The following is a 16306-nucleotide window of genomic DNA, read 5'->3' as shown; positions in this document are numbered from 1 at the left end:
TGCAAAAGTATGAGTAATTTTGTAGTGTTTAAAAATACAATATTAAATAATCGTTAAGTAATTGTAAATGGAATCTAAATACATAGCATATCATTTTAAAATAGAACCAAAAGAACCAGGTGCAGATATATTATTAGCCGAATTAGGCGAATTGGCGTTTGACAGTTTTGTGGAAACCGAAGAAGGATTATCTGCATATATTCAAGAACACGACAACACAACAGATTTGTTGAATGATGTTTATATTTTGAGTAATCCGGAGTTTAAAGTTTCCTATCAAACCGAAGAAATAGAACAAGTTAACTGGAACGAAGAATGGGAAAAAAACTTTGAACCTATTAATGTAGACGATCTTTGCTATGTTCGCGCACCGTTCCACGAAGCTAAAAACGTTCTGTATGAAATCGTGATCGAACCAAAAATGAGTTTTGGAACAGGACACCACGAAACTACTTTTATGATGATGAAACATTTATTAAATATAGATGTTACCAATATGGAAGTGTTAGATATGGGTTGCGGAACTGCTATTTTAGCCATTCTAGCATTAATGAAAGGTGCAAAACATGCCGATGCTATTGATATTGACAATTGGTGTTATTTAAATTCTATAGAAAATGCAGAACGCAATAATATTAAAAATATCGACGTTTATGAAGGCGATGCAGATTTATTGGCAGACAAAACAAACAAATACGATTTGGTTATAGCCAACATTAACCGTAATATTTTACTGAATGATATGGAAGCTTATGCCAAAACATTAAAAACCGGCGGTATTATTTTATTCAGCGGATTTTACACAGAAGATATTGCTGCGATTGAAGAAGCTGCAAACCAACAAAATATGTTTTTAGACTATCAGTTAGAACGAAATAACTGGGCGTCGTTAAAATTTATAAAGAAGTAAAAATGAGTACAAAAGAGCAAATCTTAGAAGAAGTAAAAATTGAAGAATTATTAGGTAATCAAAATACAATTGTTCTCTTTAATGACGATGTAAATACTTTTGACCATGTTATTGAAACCTTGGTTAAAGTTTGTAATCATGAAGCTTTACAGGCGGAACAATGTGCAATGCTGGTTCATTACAAAGGCAAATGTGATGTAAAATCGGGTGATATAATAGATTTGGTGCCAATGTGTTCTGCTTTGTTAGATGCCGGTTTAAGTGTCGAAATACAATAAAAAAATCCCGAAAGTTTCGGGATTTTTTATGATTTATATTTTAATTCCTGCAGCTAATAACTCCCTATAACTTGGATTTTTCTTAAAAAATGCAACAATACCTGAGTTTACTGGTACAATTCGCAATTTTTTTTCTTCTGCCTGATCTAAAATGCCTTTAATAAAATCATTAATTAACACTTCATCTTCACATCCATTAGGGTTTAGTTTGGTTAAAAAAAGTTTTCGTTCTTGTATAGAGTATTCAATAATTACAAATCTGTCGCCACATCTACATTCAAACTGTCTTAACAGTTCATTGTTTTTAAATTCCATATAACATTTTTTTCTATTTTTATATATTTCAAAGGTTCTTTCGGTAAGAAATGAATTTTAATGAAAATAAAGAATTATTAAAAATTAAAACTTAATTTCTTATTTATTTTGATTGCAAATTAATGAAATAGTTTTTAATAATGCAAAACAGTATCCATAATTACAAATTTATTTAGATGAAAAACATCTATTTTATGCCGGGAATGGCTGCAAATTGTGACATTTTTGAAAATATTAAATTGGATGATTCAAAATACAACCTCCATTTTATTGATTGGTTTGAACCTGAAAAAGACGAATCATTGCAAAAATACAGCGAGCGCATTGCTTTGCAAATTACTTTAGAGAACCCTATTTTAATCGGCGTTTCGTTCGGTGGAATCATTGTACAGGAAATTGCCAAGATTATATCTGTAGAAAAAGTAATTATAATATCAAGTGTAAAAGATCCATCGGAATTTCCGGTTAGGATACATTGGGCTAAAAAATGGAAACTTTATCGATTTTTTCCAACATCATATATTACTTTAATTGAAAATGTTACAAAAAAAATAGTATCTTCAAAAAAAATCCATCAGCGTATCGATATGTACCACAAATATCTATCTATTCGTTCTGTAAATTATTTAGATTGGGCATTTAAGTCCGTAATTTCATGGGAAAACAAAAATCCAGTTGAAAATGTGTATCATTTACACGGAACAAAAGATCATATTTTTCCACATAAACGAATTAAAAACGCCGAGTTTTTAGAGAACGGAACGCATGTTATGGTGCTTGTAAACGCAAAATGGATCAATAAAAAGCTATTGGAAATTTTAGAAAAATAAATATGAAAAAAACGTATAAAAAAATTGCTTTAATAGTTGGTGTAGTTGCATTGTCGGCTGGTTTTTATCAGTTTACGACTGTTGAAAAAAATGCATCTGAAACAAACTTCTATATAAAGAATGCCGATTTCTGCGGTGAGCGTGTGCCTTTGGAAATTATTGATGTAAGAGAGCGTTTAGATCGTGAAATGATGGTGAACATTAACCTGCATTCTGCAACAAGCCTAATTATTAAAAGGGCTAACAGACATTTTGCTGATATTGAACCTATTTTAAAGCGCAACGGTATTCCAAACGATTTTAAATATTTGTGTGTAATAGAAAGTGCGTTAACCAATGCAACATCAAGCGCAGGCGCTAAAGGTTTTTGGCAATTTATGCCCGAAACGGCTAAAGAATATAATTTGGAAGTAAGCAGCACCGTTGATGAACGATACGATGTAATTAAAGCTACCGAAGCTGCGTGTGTTTATTTAAAAAGAGCTTATGCTAAATTTGGAAATTGGACATTGGTAGCGGCTGCATATAACAGAGGAATGGCAGGTGTTGAACGCCAGCAAATTGCGCAAGGCGTTACCGATTATTACGATTTATTTTTAAACGAAGAAACATCGCGCTACGTTTTTAGGATTTTGGCTTTAAAGGAAATTATGAATAATGCAGACAAATACGGTTATGTTTTTTCTAAAGATGAATTGTATCAGCCTGTGAAAACTAAAACCGTTGCTGTAAATTCAAACATAGACGATCTACAAAAATGGGCATTAGAGCAAGGTATCAATTACAAACTTTTAAAGTTGTACAATCCTTGGTTAATTGACACTTCTTTGATTGTAAACGGCAGTAAATCTTACAACATACAAATTCCTACCGAAGGTTATAAAAGGAAATAATTTATAGATTAAAAGCCTCAATATTAAATTGAGGCTTTTGATTTTCTTAAAGATTATCTTCGTCTTCAAGTTTTTTAATTACGATTTGCAAGCAACTTTCGTTGTAAGCCAGCCAATTATCAATAAACTTTGGCGCTTCTACTTCATTAAATGTTTTGTGTAAAAGTTTAAAAGCTTTTTTAGCATCTTTTTCATCATGAAAAACATGTTTCCAGAAATAAGGTACACGCTGCCATTCATACAAAAACAAACCATTTTTTGCATAAAGAAAAGGCGAATGAATTCCTGCAGTATGAATTTGATTGAAGCCGCCGTACATGTGCACGCGCATATAAGCAGCTATATATTTTAAGTTTAAAATTAAGCGGTTTTTAATTTCGTCGTCGGTTTCTTTTTGTTGCGGTTCAAAGCGCCATTGGTTAAATGCTACAGATCGAATATCATTTTCTTTTCCCAATTTTTCAAAATCAGTATTTAGGTTTAAATAATACTTCGTGTTTCCATCTAACTCAATCATCATATCGCTTTTGTAAGCTTTAAAATCTCCATGAATTTGAATGCAACCGTTTTCTTCCTTCATAATTTTTAAAGGAATATCGCCAAATTCTTCTGATTTTAATAAGATTTCATCTTTATTGATTACAGAATAAGTTCCGTACATAAATTTATTTCCAATCAAGAAAGTATATTCTTTATTAGATTTAAGCGATAAATAAGAATAAGTTACGTACGATTCTTCACTTTCGGCGTCGGGTTTAATGTTATCTGGAAGCCTTTGCTCTAAATCGGCATACATCTGTTCGTTAAAAACATTGATAATTCTAAAATCGCGGTCTTTGGAAAAATCAATGGTTCTATCATTTTCTGATTTATTACAACTGATAAAAAATACACACAGTAGAACGGATAGTATTTTATGATACATAATAGTGTTTAGTTTTTTGATGGAAAAAATTATAAAAAAAAGCCACTCTGTAAACGAATGGCTTAATATTTATGTTGTAAAGAAATTAAAAACCTCTTTTCTTGCTTTGGTTGTACCACATTGGAACTTTTTGTCCGCGGGCTTGTTTCATTTGACCTTCAATCATAGAAATTTGCTCTTTCAACATTCCTTTAGTATCGTGTTGTTTTGCTTCGGCAATTAATTTCTGAGCTTCAGCCGGACGGTTTTTACTCATTACAATACCAGCCAACTGCAATTTAGATACTGCCAAATCTTCTTTCTGGTTCAACCCTAAATCAATTGCTTTACGAAAATCTTTTTCAGCCTGATTTAAGTTATTTTGCGCATTAATAATACCATTTAAATAATAGTAATATCCCTGTTGATTTTTAATTAATGCTGTATCTGGGTTTATTTTAGCAAGAATTTTTTTAGCACCGTCCATATCTTGTTTTCTAAATTTAAACAAGGTCATAATCAACATTTCGTTCTTAAAGTAAATTAACACTACTATTAAAACTAATAATATTAAAAAAATACCATTTCCAATATTATTTTCTGTAAACTGCCAAATTGCCGTTGCTAATAAAGCGGCTGCAACTATAATTTTTATATTCTTGTTAATCATTTCTTTTATTTTTAACTTTGCAAATGTAGTAAATCCTACGCAGCAACAAAAGATGTTTTTAAGTTAAAATTATAGTACAACATAATTTTAAATAATTTTTAAAAACAATTTGTAGGTAATAAAAGGATTTGTATATTTGCACTCGGTTTTGAAGCTACTTGTTTTCAAAGCTGAACATTCGTAAAATTTTATAGATTTAAAGATAAGAAGCAATGAGTAAGAGAACGTTTCAACCATCAAAAAGAAAAAGAAGAAACAAACACGGTTTCATGGACAGAATGGCTAGCGCTAACGGAAGAAAAGTATTAGCACGTAGAAGAGCTAAAGGAAGACATAAGTTAACAGTTTCTAGTGAACCAAGACATAAAAAATAATGATGTTTCATCATAAATAAAGGCGTTACTTTAAGTGTATCGCCTTTTTTTATACCTTATCGTTATTGTCTGTTTTTTAAGTTGAAATTCAACTAATTATCAGTAAATTTACTCTCAATAAAATAACACACCTATTATTAAAATGCCTAAAGATAATTCAATTAAAACTGTTTTAATCATTGGTTCTGGTCCAATCATCATTGGACAGGCTTGTGAATTTGACTATTCAGGGTCGCAATCGGCACGATCATTACGCGAAGAAGGTATCAAAGTTATTTTGATAAATTCTAACCCTGCAACCATCATGACCGATCCTTCAATGGCAGATCATGTATATTTAAAGCCTTTAAACACTAAATCTATTGTTGAAATTTTAAAAGCACATCCGGAAATCGATGCGGTTTTACCAACAATGGGCGGACAAACAGCTTTGAATTTATGTTTGGAAGCAGACGAAAAAGGTATCTGGCAAGATTTCAACGTAAAATTAATTGGTGTTGATATCAATGCTATTAATGTAACTGAAGACCGCGAACAATTTAAACAGTTACTATCAAGAATCGACATTCCATTTGCTCCGGCTAAAACAGCAACTTCGTTTTTAGAAGGAAAAGAAATTGCTCAGGAATTTGGTTTCCCATTAGTGATTCGTCCATCATTTACTTTAGGTGGAACGGGTGCTGCTTTTGTTCATAAAGAAGAAGATTTCGATGGTTTATTAACTTACGGTTTAGAAGCATCGCCAATTCACGAAGTTTTGATTGATAAAGCTTTGTTAGGTTGGAAAGAATACGAATTAGAATTATTACGCGATAAAAACGACAACGTTGTAATTATCTGTACCATTGAAAATATGGACGCAATGGGAATCCACACAGGTGATTCTATTACTGTTGCGCCAGCAATGACATTATCAGACCGTACGTTTCAGCGTATGCGCGATATGGCAATAAAAATGATGCGTTCTATTGGTAATTTTGCCGGCGGATGTAACGTTCAGTTTGCTGTATCTCCAGACGAAAAAGAAGACATCGTGGCAATTGAAATCAATCCGCGTGTATCTCGTTCATCTGCATTGGCATCAAAAGCAACGGGGTATCCTATTGCAAAAATCGCTACAAAATTAGCGTTGGGTTATACGTTAGACGAATTACAAAATCAAATCACCAAATCAACTTCGGCATTATTCGAGCCAACTTTAGATTACGTTATCGTAAAAATACCTCGTTGGAACTTTGATAAATTCGAAGGTGCAGATCGTACCTTAGGTTTACAAATGAAATCGGTTGGTGAAGTAATGGGAATTGGTCGATCGTTCCAAGAAGCCTTACAAAAAGCAACACAATCGTTAGAAATAAAACGTAATGGAATTGGTGCCGACGGAAAAGGTTACACAAATTACGACCAAATTTTAGATAAATTAGAACATGCTTCATGGGATCGCGTTTTCGTAATTTACGATGCTATTGCATTGGGAATTCCGTTAAGCACTATTCATGAAATAACTAAAATAGACATGTGGTTCTTAAAGCAATACGAAGAAATGTATGCTTTAGAACAAGAAGTTTCCAAACACACATTAGCTTCATTGCCTAAAGATTTGTTGTTAGAAGCGAAGCAAAAAGGTTTTGCAGACCGCCAAATTGCTCACATGTTGCGTTGTTTAGAAAGTGAAATTCATGCATTGCGCGAACAAATGAACATTAACCGTGTGTACAAACTGGTTGATACGTGCGCGGCAGAATTCGTAGCGCAAACACCTTACTACTACTCTACTTTTGAAGCTGATATTGAAAAAGCAGACGGAACTACTTATACATCAAACGAATCTGTTCGTACCGATAAAAAGAAGATTGTTGTTTTAGGATCTGGACCAAACCGAATTGGGCAAGGAATTGAATTTGATTATTCTTGTGTGCACGGCGTTTTGGCAGCAGCTGAATGTGGTTACGAAACCATTATGATTAACTGTAATCCTGAAACGGTTTCTACGGATTTTGATACAGCTGATAAATTGTACTTTGAACCTGTTTATTGGGAACATATCTACGACATTATTCGTCACGAAAAACCAGAAGGAGTTATTGTACAATTAGGTGGACAAACTGCTTTAAAACTGGCTGAAAAGTTAGAAAAATACGGAATAAAAATCATTGGAACAAGCTACGAAGCTTTAGATTTAGCGGAAGATCGCGGACGTTTCTCTGAATTGTTAACCGAATTAAATATTCCGTTCCCTAAATTTGGTGTAGCAACAACTGCAGACGAAGCATCGAAATTAGCAGACGAATTAGATTTCCCTCTTTTAGTACGTCCGTCTTATGTTTTAGGTGGTCAGGGAATGAAAATCGTAATCAACAAAAAAGAGTTAGAAGAGCATGTAATTGATTTATTAAAATCGATTCCTGGTAACAAATTATTATTAGATTATTATTTGTCTGGTGCAGTTGAAGCAGAAGCTGATGCAATTTGCGACGGCGAAAATGTGTACATCATCGGAATCATGGAACACATTGAACCATGTGGAGTTCACTCGGGTGATTCAAATGCAACATTGCCTCCGTTTAATTTAGGTGAATTTGTTTTACAACAAATTAAAGATCACACTAAAAAGATTGCAGTTGCCTTAAAAACAAAAGGATTAATCAACATACAGTTTGCTATTAAAGATGATACGGTTTATATTATCGAAGCAAATCCACGTGCATCTCGTACGGTACCGTTTATTGCTAAAGCTTATGGTGAACCTTATGTAAACTACGCTACAAAAGTAATGTTAGGTGCAAAAGTTACCGATTTTACATTTAATCCACAGTTAAATGGTTACGCCATTAAGCAACCGGTTTTCTCTTTCAATAAGTTCCCAGGTGTAAATAAAGCTTTGGGACCTGAAATGAAATCGACTGGAGAAAGTATCTTGTTTATAGACAGTTTAAAAGATGATGCTTTCTACGATTTATATGCTCGCAGAAAAATGTACTTAAGTAAATAAGTAGTATTTCTTATCATAAAAAAATCCGTTTCAGAATTTTGAAACGGAGTTTTTGGTTTTAATAGATATGGAGTTTTTTTTTAACGAGTATAGTAGTTATCTTCTATGCATCCTGTGCTTTATGCTAAATCTCATATAATTTTTTAATACTTACATGAGCTTGAAAAACTGAACGAAGCTCAACAAGGTAGCACAACGCTTACAGATCACTAAAGTTTAAAAACGTTACAAAAATTAATGTTTAAGTATATATTAAATTCCATACAAATTACCTATAAGTAGATAAAAACAATTCGTTAACACTAAATACCTAATAATAAGTATCAAAAAACAAAAAAACTACAACTACCACTATATATAGTATTAAGCCTACAAACTGCATGAGTAAAGAAGGCTGCTTGGTATTTTGTATTTGATCAAAATGGTGATTGTAATTTTTAAATAATACAGAAAATTTATTAAAATCCCACAAAATTAAAAGAATAGCGGCAAGCATCATAAAGCTCATAATTACCACCTTATCAATCATATTAGCACTTAATGTAAAAATAAAAATATTGGTACATATTCCTGTAAAAAGCAAAGCTGCCAAGGTTGTGTATCGTTGTGTAAATAATAAAAAGGCAGTAAGTAATTGGCAAAATCCTAAAAAATTCCAATAAATACCGGTTTCATGCAGTTCATGAAAAAAGAAATCTTGATACATTTCTGAACAAATTGTAGAAAATCTTTTACCTTGAAATTTTAATAATCCAGATGGAATAAATACAGTTCCTACAACAAACCTTAATGTTATAATGAAATAATGCGATATGGTGTGACTCTTAATTCTCTTTAACATAAATGTTGCTTGAAATTTATATTATGCTTTAAAATTTTGAAAGAACCCTTTTATGGTTAACAACTATTTTTTTGCAGAATATAATGCAATTTACATTAAAATAATTTTGTGTGTAGGGTATTTACAGTGAAAAACAGCAGTTAGTTTACATCTTCACTTATACAGAATTTTGAGAGTAATTTTTTAATCTTAAATATGTTAATAGGTAAAATACCTATTTGGTTCTATAAAAAAGACTAATAAATTTGCTGTTGTTTATTTAAATTAAGTTTGCATTTAAAAACACCCGCTTCCATCGGCGGGTGTTTTATGTAAAACTAAATTTCTACATTATTTTTTAGATGCGTCTAAAGAAGCTTTTCTAAACTCTTTCATTAATTTTTCTAAAGCTAAAGTCGATTTACGCGCACGTGTTCCTGCTGCTTTGTTACCACTTTCAATTTGTGCATTAGCGTCTGTTTTTAATGTTTCCATTTCTGAAACGATGTTTTCTAAAATACTTTTCATTATATAAATTTGTTTAAATTTTCCCAAAAATAAGGATTTGCAATCAATTATTACACCCTAACCTCATTTAAATTATTAAGTAAACCTTAGTTTTTCACCGCTAATAATTAATACATGGCAAAACGCTATAACTTTTAGAACACACACAGCGCTATATTATAATTTTATTTAATAAATAATGACATTTTAACGATATTTTATACATTTTGTGGAAATTATTCACCAAAAAAAAAATCATTAACAATATTACATTATATATAATTAAAATATAAAAAAACAGCATGTACTGTACCTAACATAAATATGTTATATATGAATACGCATTGGCATACATCTTGACCTAATATAAATAGTTTTGAATATAAGAATTTACACACTCATTGCTTTGGTAGGTTAATGAGTGTGTTTTTTATAAAACGTTTTAAACTATTAAATTTAAAAAAACCAATGTAGAACTATTAAAAAATACACTTATGAAAGCAATGCGATGGGTAACATATCCTCTATCTCAACCAGAGGAATCAGGTTTATACGTAGTTAATTTTAAAACACATAATGTGTATATGACAGTTCTTTCTTTTTTTGATAAAAACACCAAGAAATGGTACGATTCTAACGATAGAGAAAAACTAATTGAAGGTATAAATGCATTTAACCCGTTTAAAATCACTTATTATGTGCATCCTTAAAAAATAGAGGCTCAATTAAAGTTGTGAATTACAACTTAATTAAAATTATATGCTATGAAAACAAATGATAAAAAACAGCTACCGAACAGCTGAAAAAATTAAAAATGATATTGAAGAGCATATAATTGTTACCGAACGACAAATTGAACGTTTGCAAAAAGTTTTTAAACTTTTAGGTGACTCAGACCGTGAAATAAAATGTAGTGCTATTGAAAGTTTAATCGAAGAAAATAACAGAATATTAGAAGAAACGCAACCCAGAGCTATTCGTGATGCAGCTATTATTTCTTCATAGCAAAAAATTGAACATTCCGAAATTGCATTTTATAGAACTTTGGTAGCCTTTGCTAAAACTTTAGGTGAAAAAGGAGTTGCCAAGTTACTAGAACAAACACTTAAATAAGAAAAAGATGCAGATACAAAACTTACAAACGTTGCATACAAAGAAATTAATTTAATGCAGCCGCAGAATAAATAACAACATAAAAAAGCTGTTCAGTTGAACAGCTTTTTAAGTTTAATTAGCGAACTAATTTTTTGTATTTAATTCGCGTTGGTGCTACATCACCTAAACGTTTTTTACGATTTTCTTCGTATTCAGAGAAAGATCCTTCAAAGAAATAAACTTCAGAATCGTTTTCAAAAGCTAAAATATGCGTACAAACACGGTCTAAAAACCAACGGTCGTGAGAAATAATTACAGCACAACCTGCAAAATTCTCTAAACCTTCTTCTAAAGCTCGTAAGGTGTTAATATCCAAATCGTTGGTAGGCTCATCTAATAACAATACGTTACCTTCTTCTTTTAAAGTCATAGCCAAGTGCAAACGGTTACGTTCACCACCCGATAATGTTGAAACTTTTTTGTTTTGATCTGATCCTGCAAAGTTAAAACGCGATAAATAAGCACGAGCATTAACCTGACGACCGCCCATCATGATTAATTCCTGACCATCTGCGAAATTATCATAAATCGATTTTTCTGTATCTATATTTGTATGCGATTGATCTACATACGCAATTTTTACAGTTTCACCCACAACAAATTCACCAGCATCAGCTTTTTGTTCATCCATAATCATACGGAAAATAGTAGATTTACCTGCACCGTTTGGTCCAATAATACCAACAATACCCGCTTGTGGCAACGTGAAATTTAAATTATCATACAAAATTTTATCTCCGAATGCTTTCGCAACACCTTTAGCTTCAATAACATTTGTACCTAAACGTGGTCCGTTTGGAATGTAGATTTCTAATTTTTCTTCTAATTGTTTTTGATCTTCATTCAATAAACGATCGTAATTCTGTAAACGTGCTTTTTGTTTTGTTTGTCGACCTTTAGCACCTTGACGAACCCAATCTAACTCGCGTTCTAAATTTTTTCTACGTTTTGATGCCACTTTTTCTTCTTGTGCCATTCTGCTAGATTTTTGATCTAACCAAGAAGAATAATTTCCTTTCCATGGAATACCTTCGCCACGGTCTAATTCAAGAATCCATCCGGCAACATTATCCAAGAAATAACGGTCGTGCGTTACCGCAATGATGGTTCCTTTATATTGTTGTAAATGTTGTTCTAACCAATGAACCGATTCTGCATCTAAGTGGTTGGTAGGCTCATCTAAAAGTAATACATCAGGTTCTTGTAATAACAATCGACATAAAGCCACACGACGACGTTCACCACCTGAAAGTACCGAAATTGGCGTATCTGGTTCAGGACAACGAAGCGCGTCCATGGCAATTTCTAATTTATTGTCTAATTCCCATCCGCCTACTGCATCAATTTTATCTTGTAAATCTGCTTGGCGATCCATAAGTTTCTGCATTTTATCTGCATCTTCATAAACTTCTGGCAAGCCAAACATATCGTTAATTTTATTGAACTCGTCTAAAATAGCAACCACTTCTGCCATTCCTTCGCGTACCACTTCAATTACGGTTTTGGTTTCATCTAACTGCGGTTCTTGTTCTAGGTACCCAACCGAATATCCTGGTGCAAAAACTACATCGCCCTGATAATTTTTATCAACGCCTGCAATAATTTTTAATAAGGATGATTTACCTGAACCGTTTAAACCTAAAATTCCGATTTTGGCTCCATAAAAAAAGCTTAGATAAATATCTTTAAGCACTGTTTTGTTTGTCGAAGAGTAGGTTTTACTCACTTTCGACATTGAAAAGATTACTTTTTTATCGTCTGACATAATTTTTTGTATATAATTTTGATACTTTTCAAAAATACCACTTAAAATTGTATTAATAAAGATTTATTTGGTTGCAATTAAAAATCTGTTTTGTATTTTTGAATAAAAGATAATTGATATGGAATTTACAGAGAACTTTAAAAAATCGAATAATTTTAGAATTAACGGTCAGCTTTTATATATTGTTGACGAAAACAATCACGAATTAGAACTTTTTGTTGGCGAAGAAATCGAGGCTGCAAGATGGAGTGACGAAGGCAGATTGCTTGTTGTTTTGAAAAGCGGTGCGGTTAGATCGTACGAAAACGAGATTAATTATATTAAAATCTAATAAAAAAAGGAACTTTTAACGAGTTCCTTTTTTAATACCATATTCTGTCCAAATGCTTTTTGTATTTTTTGTATTTTCTCTAATTTGTTTATTAACAGCTAATGCTTTTTCATTTACATAACCACGCGCATGATCTAAATGTACGCAAGTAGTGCTATACCGTATTTGTTTACCTTTTATACCTTTATTAACTAAACGCTCGCCTAATTCACGGTCTTCGCCACCATATTCCATACGTTCATCAAAACCGTTTACAGATAAAATATCTTTTTTCCAGGCAGAAGAATTATGCCCGTTCCATGAAGGTGTTGTCGGTGTAATAAAGTTTAAAAAAGAACTTTTAATGCCAAAAGCGCTCAATTTATTGTTTTTAAAAGATTTTTTCATTCCGTTAGTCACAAGCCAATCAACATTAAAACAATTGCCAGAAATAATATCTTCTTTTGTAATTAATTTTGATAGATCCATTGATAATTTATGATATCCGCCCGAAAGAAAAACATTTGGCTTCCGTAATTTTTCATGAGTTTCAACAAAATCTTTACGCGGAATACAATCGCCATCGGTCATAATAATATAATCTGTCGATGTTTCTAAAACTGCTTTATTAAGTATAATGGTTTTTTGAAAACCGTTATCTTCATGCCACACATGTTTTATAGGAAAAAACACTTGTTGCAGTAAATTTTTAATTAATTCGCTGGTATCTGTAGTTGATCCATCATCGGCAATAATCAATTCAAACGCTGTATATGTCTGTGCGGAAAATCCCCAAATAACCTTTTCTAGCCATTCGGGAGAATTATATGTACTAACAATTATTGAAATATTTGGTTTCATGCAAGCAAATATAGAGTATTTTAATATTTTTGTAGAAATAACTTTTTGTAAAAAGTATGAAAAAAATATTGGTGATTCAACAAAAAATGATTGGCGACGTATTAGTAAGCACTATTTTGTGCGAAACACTTTGCAAAGCCTATCCTACTGCGCAGATTGATTACCTAATTTATGAGAACACCTATCCTGTAATTTCCGAAAACGATAAAAATTATAATGTTATCTTTTTTAAAAATGAATACAGAGACAACAAAAAGGCACTTATTAGCTTTGCTTTATCATTAAAAGAACAAAATTACGATGTTATAATTGATGCTTACAGCAAGTTAGAAAGTTGGTTAATTGTAGGATTATCAAATGCAAAAACCAAAATTTCATTTAAAAAGAAAATTTCTAATTTATTGTTTACCCATTTAATAGAAAGAGATCAGCAACCAAAAACAAACTTAGGGTTGGTCATAGAGCATCGTTTAAAATTATTAGATCCATTAAAAATATCCAAAGATTTATATGTAACGCATCCTACGATTAAAATAACCGATGAAGAAAATGAAAATGCAATAAATCTTTTAAAAAAACACAACGTTAATTTGCAAAAACCAATTGTAATGCTTAATATTATTGGTAGTAGCGAAACAAAAACATATCCGCTAAAACACATGGCAAAAGTGGTTGATATGGTTGCAAAAAGCGATGTGCAAATTTTATTAAACTATATTCCCAACCAAATTGAAACTGCAAAAAAAGTTTTAAATTTATGTTCGGTAGAAACGCAGAAAAGAATATTTTTTAATGTTTTAGGCAACAATTTACGCGGTTTACTTGCCTTGTTAAACCAATGTAGTTTTGTAATTGGTAACGATGGTGGCACCATGAATATGGCAAAAGCTTTAAACAAACCAACTTTTATTATATTTTCGCCTTGGATTGAAAAAATAGCTTGGAGTACTTTTGAAGACGGGATAAAACACATATCGGTTCATTTAAACGATTACAAACCGGATCTTTTTAAAAATAAGCGCTTAAAACAAATAAAAAAAGAAAACAACAACCTTTATAATTTATTTTTACCCGAATTTTTCGGAGATTTGCTAACCCATTTTATCAAAAGTAATTTGATTAATGAACAATAATAAACTCACTGCCTTAATTATTACCCTTAATGAAGAAAAAAACATTAGGAATCTTATGCTTAATTTAGATTTTGCAGATGAGATTATCGTGGTTGATTCTTTTAGTACCGATAATACTTTAGAAATTTTAAAAGATTTTCCACAGGTTAAAGTTTATCAACACGTTTTTAATAATTTTTCTGAACAACGCAATATCGCAATTGATTACGCAACTAATGATTGGATTTTATTTATTGATGGTGATGAACGAATTTCAAATGACTTAAAGCAGGAAATTCAGGGTGTTTTAAATTCAAATAATACTAAAAGAGGATATTACTTAAAACGAAAGTTTTACTTTTTTAATGAACCTGTTAACTTTTCTGGATTACAATCGGACAAAAACCTACGTTTGTTTCAAAAGAAAAATGCTAAATACCACGGTATTGTGCATGAAAAATTAAACTTTAATGATAATTTAGGTACATTAAATAATTATTTAATTCATTATTCGTACGCACACCATCAGCATTTTAAAGACAAAGTTTTTTATTACAACCGTTTAAAAGCTATTGAAAAATTAAATAACGGCACAAAACCTAATACTTTTTTAGCTGTGTTTCATCCAATTTATACGTTTTTAAACCGTTATTTTTTTAGGTTAGGTTTTTTAGATGGATCAAAAGGATTTACAATTTGTAAAGTGTACGCCCAAGGTATAAAAGAGCGCTACAATGAAATGAAAAAGCTAGATAAATCTAGCGTTTCCAAAATTTAATTTTCTTTTTCATTTTTTGTTTGCTATGAAATTTCATTTGAAATTCGCTTGTTAAATTCCACATTAAGCTAAAAATTTCGGTTTCAGTTTTTTGCGTGTACAACTTCGCATATTCGTTTGCCATAATGGCAATCATTTCTTTTTTAGGCGTTAGTCTGCGTAAATTATACATGCGTTGTTTAAACGGCATTTCGGCATGAAACTGCATTCTATTCAAATCAACCAAATAAAAAGAATACGATTGATCTTTATTTATTTTTATCAACGTGTTTCCTGGCGAATGATCTTTAAACTCTACTCCTGCTTCATGTAGTTTATAACAAAAAACAGTAAACGCGCGCAAAATAGCTTCGTGATTTTCTAAATTGGGGTTTTCAACTAAATCGCGGTAAGTATATTCGGTTGTAATATGCTCACACACATAAAAACTTTTACCTAAACCAATTGCATCATTATATTCAGCAAATGCAATAGGTTGTGGCGTTCCAATATTTTTTTCTAATAATTTTAAAGCATAATTATATGATCGTTTTGCTTTAGAATCACGAATGAATCTATATACAAAAGAATTAAGCAAATTAGGTTTCTTAAAAGCTTTAATATTCAGCAACTGATCGTTTAAAGAAAAAATTTTAATGGTATTTCTACTACCTTTTACTAATAATTTCCCATCAACATCAAAATTCAAAATAAAATTTTCAATTTCAGATTGTCTTTTATTAAAAATTTGATTAATTATAAATTTCATTTAATTTAATATTACACCTACAAAAATAACGATAATAGCAATCTCTTTGGCTTATTATTTAACAAATATTGACAAACACCAATA

18 protein-coding genes and 1 pseudogene are annotated in these 16306 nt (G+C 31.3%); 11 read left to right on the top strand and 8 right to left on the bottom strand.

All coding sequences use genetic code 11. The features are described 5' to 3' along the window. The first annotated feature begins 67 nt into the window (after positions 1 to 67). On the top strand, positions 68 to 910 hold the full coding sequence (gene prmA, locus EG242_RS03175; RefSeq protein ID WP_124898473.1) for a 50S ribosomal protein L11 methyltransferase: 843 nt from the start codon (positions 68 to 70) through the stop codon (positions 908 to 910). Between the two features lie 2 nt (positions 911 to 912). Further along, positions 913 to 1188 (top strand): ATP-dependent Clp protease adaptor ClpS, encoded by a 276-nt coding sequence (locus EG242_RS03170; protein WP_124898472.1) that lies wholly within the window; start codon positions 913 to 915, stop codon positions 1186 to 1188. Between the two features lie 33 nt (positions 1189 to 1221). On the opposite strand, the gene EG242_RS03165 is transcribed toward EG242_RS03170, so the two are convergent. Beyond that, a complete protein-coding gene (locus EG242_RS03165) occupies positions 1222 to 1503 on the bottom strand; it encodes a GNAT family N-acetyltransferase (RefSeq protein ID WP_124898471.1) in 282 nt (93 codons plus the stop codon). 176 nt (positions 1504 to 1679) lie between these two features. Here EG242_RS03165 and EG242_RS03160 point away from each other — a divergent pair, with 176 nt between their 5' ends. After that, complete coding sequence (locus EG242_RS03160; RefSeq protein WP_124898470.1) at positions 1680 to 2333, top strand: alpha/beta hydrolase; 654 nt, start codon at positions 1680 to 1682, stop codon at positions 2331 to 2333. A gap of 2 nt (positions 2334 to 2335) precedes the next feature. Beyond that, a complete protein-coding gene (locus EG242_RS03155; RefSeq protein WP_124898469.1) occupies positions 2336 to 3226 on the top strand; it encodes a lytic transglycosylase domain-containing protein in 891 nt (296 codons plus the stop codon). A gap of 46 nt (positions 3227 to 3272) precedes the next feature. Here the strand turns inward: EG242_RS03155 and EG242_RS03150 are convergent, their stop codons facing one another. Continuing rightward, a complete protein-coding gene (locus EG242_RS03150) occupies positions 3273 to 4151 on the bottom strand; it encodes a hypothetical protein (RefSeq protein ID WP_124898468.1) in 879 nt (292 codons plus the stop codon). 85 nt (positions 4152 to 4236) lie between these two features. Continuing rightward, positions 4237 to 4800 carry a DUF2892 domain-containing protein gene (locus EG242_RS03145; protein ID WP_124898467.1) on the bottom strand — a complete coding sequence of 188 codons (564 nt, stop codon included), beginning with the start codon at positions 4798 to 4800 and terminating at the stop codon, positions 4237 to 4239. 212 nt (positions 4801 to 5012) lie between these two features. Here EG242_RS03145 and rpmH point away from each other — a divergent pair, with 212 nt between their 5' ends. Further along, the gene (rpmH, locus tag EG242_RS03140) at positions 5013 to 5174 is read left to right on the top strand and encodes a 50S ribosomal protein L34 (RefSeq protein WP_008464848.1); all 162 of its coding nucleotides are present in this window, start codon (positions 5013 to 5015) and stop codon (positions 5172 to 5174) included. Between the two features lie 142 nt (positions 5175 to 5316). Continuing rightward, on the top strand, positions 5317 to 8166 hold the full coding sequence (gene carB / locus EG242_RS03135) for a carbamoyl-phosphate synthase large subunit (RefSeq protein WP_124898466.1): 2850 nt from the start codon (positions 5317 to 5319) through the stop codon (positions 8164 to 8166). Positions 8167 to 8476: 310 nt separating this feature from the next. Here carB and EG242_RS03130 read toward each other — a convergent pair whose 3' ends face one another. After that, on the bottom strand, positions 8477 to 9007 hold the full coding sequence (locus tag EG242_RS03130) for a DoxX family membrane protein (protein ID WP_124898465.1): 531 nt from the start codon (positions 9005 to 9007) through the stop codon (positions 8477 to 8479). 330 nt (positions 9008 to 9337) lie between these two features. Beyond that, the gene (locus EG242_RS03125) at positions 9338 to 9514 is read right to left on the bottom strand and encodes a histone H1 (RefSeq protein WP_124898464.1); all 177 of its coding nucleotides are present in this window, start codon (positions 9512 to 9514) and stop codon (positions 9338 to 9340) included. Between the two features lie 473 nt (positions 9515 to 9987). On the opposite strand from EG242_RS03125, the gene EG242_RS03120 reads away from it, so the two are divergent. Together EG242_RS03120 and EG242_RS03115 are read left to right on the top strand one after the other, a co-directional pair. Further along, entirely contained in the window at positions 9988 to 10203 is a 216-nt protein-coding gene (locus EG242_RS03120; RefSeq protein WP_124898463.1) for a hypothetical protein, read from the top strand. Between the two features lie 64 nt (positions 10204 to 10267). After that, positions 10268 to 10606, top strand: a pseudogene (locus EG242_RS03115) (DUF892 family protein). A 118-nt stretch (positions 10607 to 10724) separates the two neighbouring features. Here EG242_RS03115 and ettA read toward each other — a convergent pair. Continuing rightward, positions 10725 to 12413, bottom strand: a complete 1689-nt coding sequence (gene ettA / locus EG242_RS03105) for an energy-dependent translational throttle protein EttA (RefSeq protein ID WP_124898461.1) — start codon at positions 12411 to 12413, stop codon at positions 10725 to 10727. A gap of 118 nt (positions 12414 to 12531) precedes the next feature. Between ettA and EG242_RS03100 the strand changes: the two genes are divergently transcribed. Beyond that, positions 12532 to 12744, top strand: coding sequence for a hypothetical protein (locus EG242_RS03100; RefSeq protein ID WP_124898460.1), 213 nt, complete (start codon positions 12532 to 12534; stop codon positions 12742 to 12744). Positions 12745 to 12759: 15 nt separating this feature from the next. On the opposite strand, the gene EG242_RS03095 is transcribed toward EG242_RS03100, so the two are convergent. Continuing rightward, on the bottom strand, positions 12760 to 13584 hold the full coding sequence (locus EG242_RS03095; RefSeq protein ID WP_124898459.1) for a glycosyltransferase family 2 protein: 825 nt from the start codon (positions 13582 to 13584) through the stop codon (positions 12760 to 12762). A 56-nt stretch (positions 13585 to 13640) separates the two neighbouring features. Here EG242_RS03095 and EG242_RS03090 point away from each other — a divergent pair, with 56 nt between their 5' ends. Then, the gene (locus EG242_RS03090) at positions 13641 to 14717 is read left to right on the top strand and encodes a glycosyltransferase family 9 protein (protein ID WP_124898458.1); all 1077 of its coding nucleotides are present in this window, start codon (positions 13641 to 13643) and stop codon (positions 14715 to 14717) included. After that, positions 14707 to 15474 carry a glycosyltransferase family 2 protein gene (locus EG242_RS03085; protein ID WP_124898457.1) on the top strand — a complete coding sequence of 256 codons (768 nt, stop codon included), beginning with the start codon at positions 14707 to 14709 and terminating at the stop codon, positions 15472 to 15474. The genes EG242_RS03090 and EG242_RS03085 overlap by 11 nt, the downstream gene beginning before the upstream one ends. On the opposite strand, the gene EG242_RS03080 is transcribed toward EG242_RS03085, so the two are convergent. After that, entirely contained in the window at positions 15455 to 16222 is a 768-nt protein-coding gene (locus EG242_RS03080) for a lipopolysaccharide kinase InaA family protein (RefSeq protein ID WP_124898456.1), read from the bottom strand. The two genes, EG242_RS03085 and EG242_RS03080, sit on opposite strands and share 20 nt — an antisense overlap. Positions 16223 to 16306 lie beyond the last annotated feature (84 nt).

Origin of the sequence: Paenimyroides viscosum (assembly GCF_003858535.1) — a bacterium.
Classification (GTDB): domain Bacteria; phylum Bacteroidota; class Bacteroidia; order Flavobacteriales; family Flavobacteriaceae; genus Flavobacterium; species Flavobacterium viscosum.
This window is presented reverse-complemented; position numbering and strand designations above follow the sequence as displayed.

What these genes read in the sequence shown, in the direction of transcription:
- prmA (WP_124898473.1), top strand. Translation starts at nt 68, where the DNA reads ATGGAATCTAAATACATAGCATATCATTTTAAAATAGAACCAAAAGAA.
- EG242_RS03170 (WP_124898472.1), top strand. Translation starts at nt 913, where the DNA reads ATGAGTACAAAAGAGCAAATCTTAGAAGAAGTAAAAATTGAAGAATTA.
- EG242_RS03165 (WP_124898471.1), bottom strand. Translation starts at nt 1,503, where the DNA reads ATGGAATTTAAAAACAATGAACTGTTAAGACAGTTTGAATGTAGATGT.
- EG242_RS03160 (WP_124898470.1), top strand. Translation starts at nt 1,680, where the DNA reads ATGAAAAACATCTATTTTATGCCGGGAATGGCTGCAAATTGTGACATT.
- EG242_RS03155 (WP_124898469.1), top strand. Translation starts at nt 2,336, where the DNA reads ATGAAAAAAACGTATAAAAAAATTGCTTTAATAGTTGGTGTAGTTGCA.
- EG242_RS03150 (WP_124898468.1), bottom strand. Translation starts at nt 4,151, where the DNA reads ATGTATCATAAAATACTATCCGTTCTACTGTGTGTATTTTTTATCAGT.
- EG242_RS03145 (WP_124898467.1), bottom strand. Translation starts at nt 4,800, where the DNA reads ATGATTAACAAGAATATAAAAATTATAGTTGCAGCCGCTTTATTAGCA.
- rpmH (WP_008464848.1), top strand. Translation starts at nt 5,013, where the DNA reads ATGAGTAAGAGAACGTTTCAACCATCAAAAAGAAAAAGAAGAAACAAA.
- carB (WP_124898466.1), top strand. Translation starts at nt 5,317, where the DNA reads ATGCCTAAAGATAATTCAATTAAAACTGTTTTAATCATTGGTTCTGGT.
- EG242_RS03130 (WP_124898465.1), bottom strand. Translation starts at nt 9,007, where the DNA reads ATGTTAAAGAGAATTAAGAGTCACACCATATCGCATTATTTCATTATA.
- EG242_RS03125 (WP_124898464.1), bottom strand. Translation starts at nt 9,514, where the DNA reads ATGAAAAGTATTTTAGAAAACATCGTTTCAGAAATGGAAACATTAAAA.
- EG242_RS03120 (WP_124898463.1), top strand. Translation starts at nt 9,988, where the DNA reads ATGAAAGCAATGCGATGGGTAACATATCCTCTATCTCAACCAGAGGAA.
- ettA (WP_124898461.1), bottom strand. Translation starts at nt 12,413, where the DNA reads ATGTCAGACGATAAAAAAGTAATCTTTTCAATGTCGAAAGTGAGTAAA.
- EG242_RS03100 (WP_124898460.1), top strand. Translation starts at nt 12,532, where the DNA reads ATGGAATTTACAGAGAACTTTAAAAAATCGAATAATTTTAGAATTAAC.
- EG242_RS03095 (WP_124898459.1), bottom strand. Translation starts at nt 13,584, where the DNA reads ATGAAACCAAATATTTCAATAATTGTTAGTACATATAATTCTCCCGAA.
- EG242_RS03090 (WP_124898458.1), top strand. Translation starts at nt 13,641, where the DNA reads ATGAAAAAAATATTGGTGATTCAACAAAAAATGATTGGCGACGTATTA.
- EG242_RS03085 (WP_124898457.1), top strand. Translation starts at nt 14,707, where the DNA reads ATGAACAATAATAAACTCACTGCCTTAATTATTACCCTTAATGAAGAA.
- EG242_RS03080 (WP_124898456.1), bottom strand. Translation starts at nt 16,222, where the DNA reads ATGAAATTTATAATTAATCAAATTTTTAATAAAAGACAATCTGAAATT.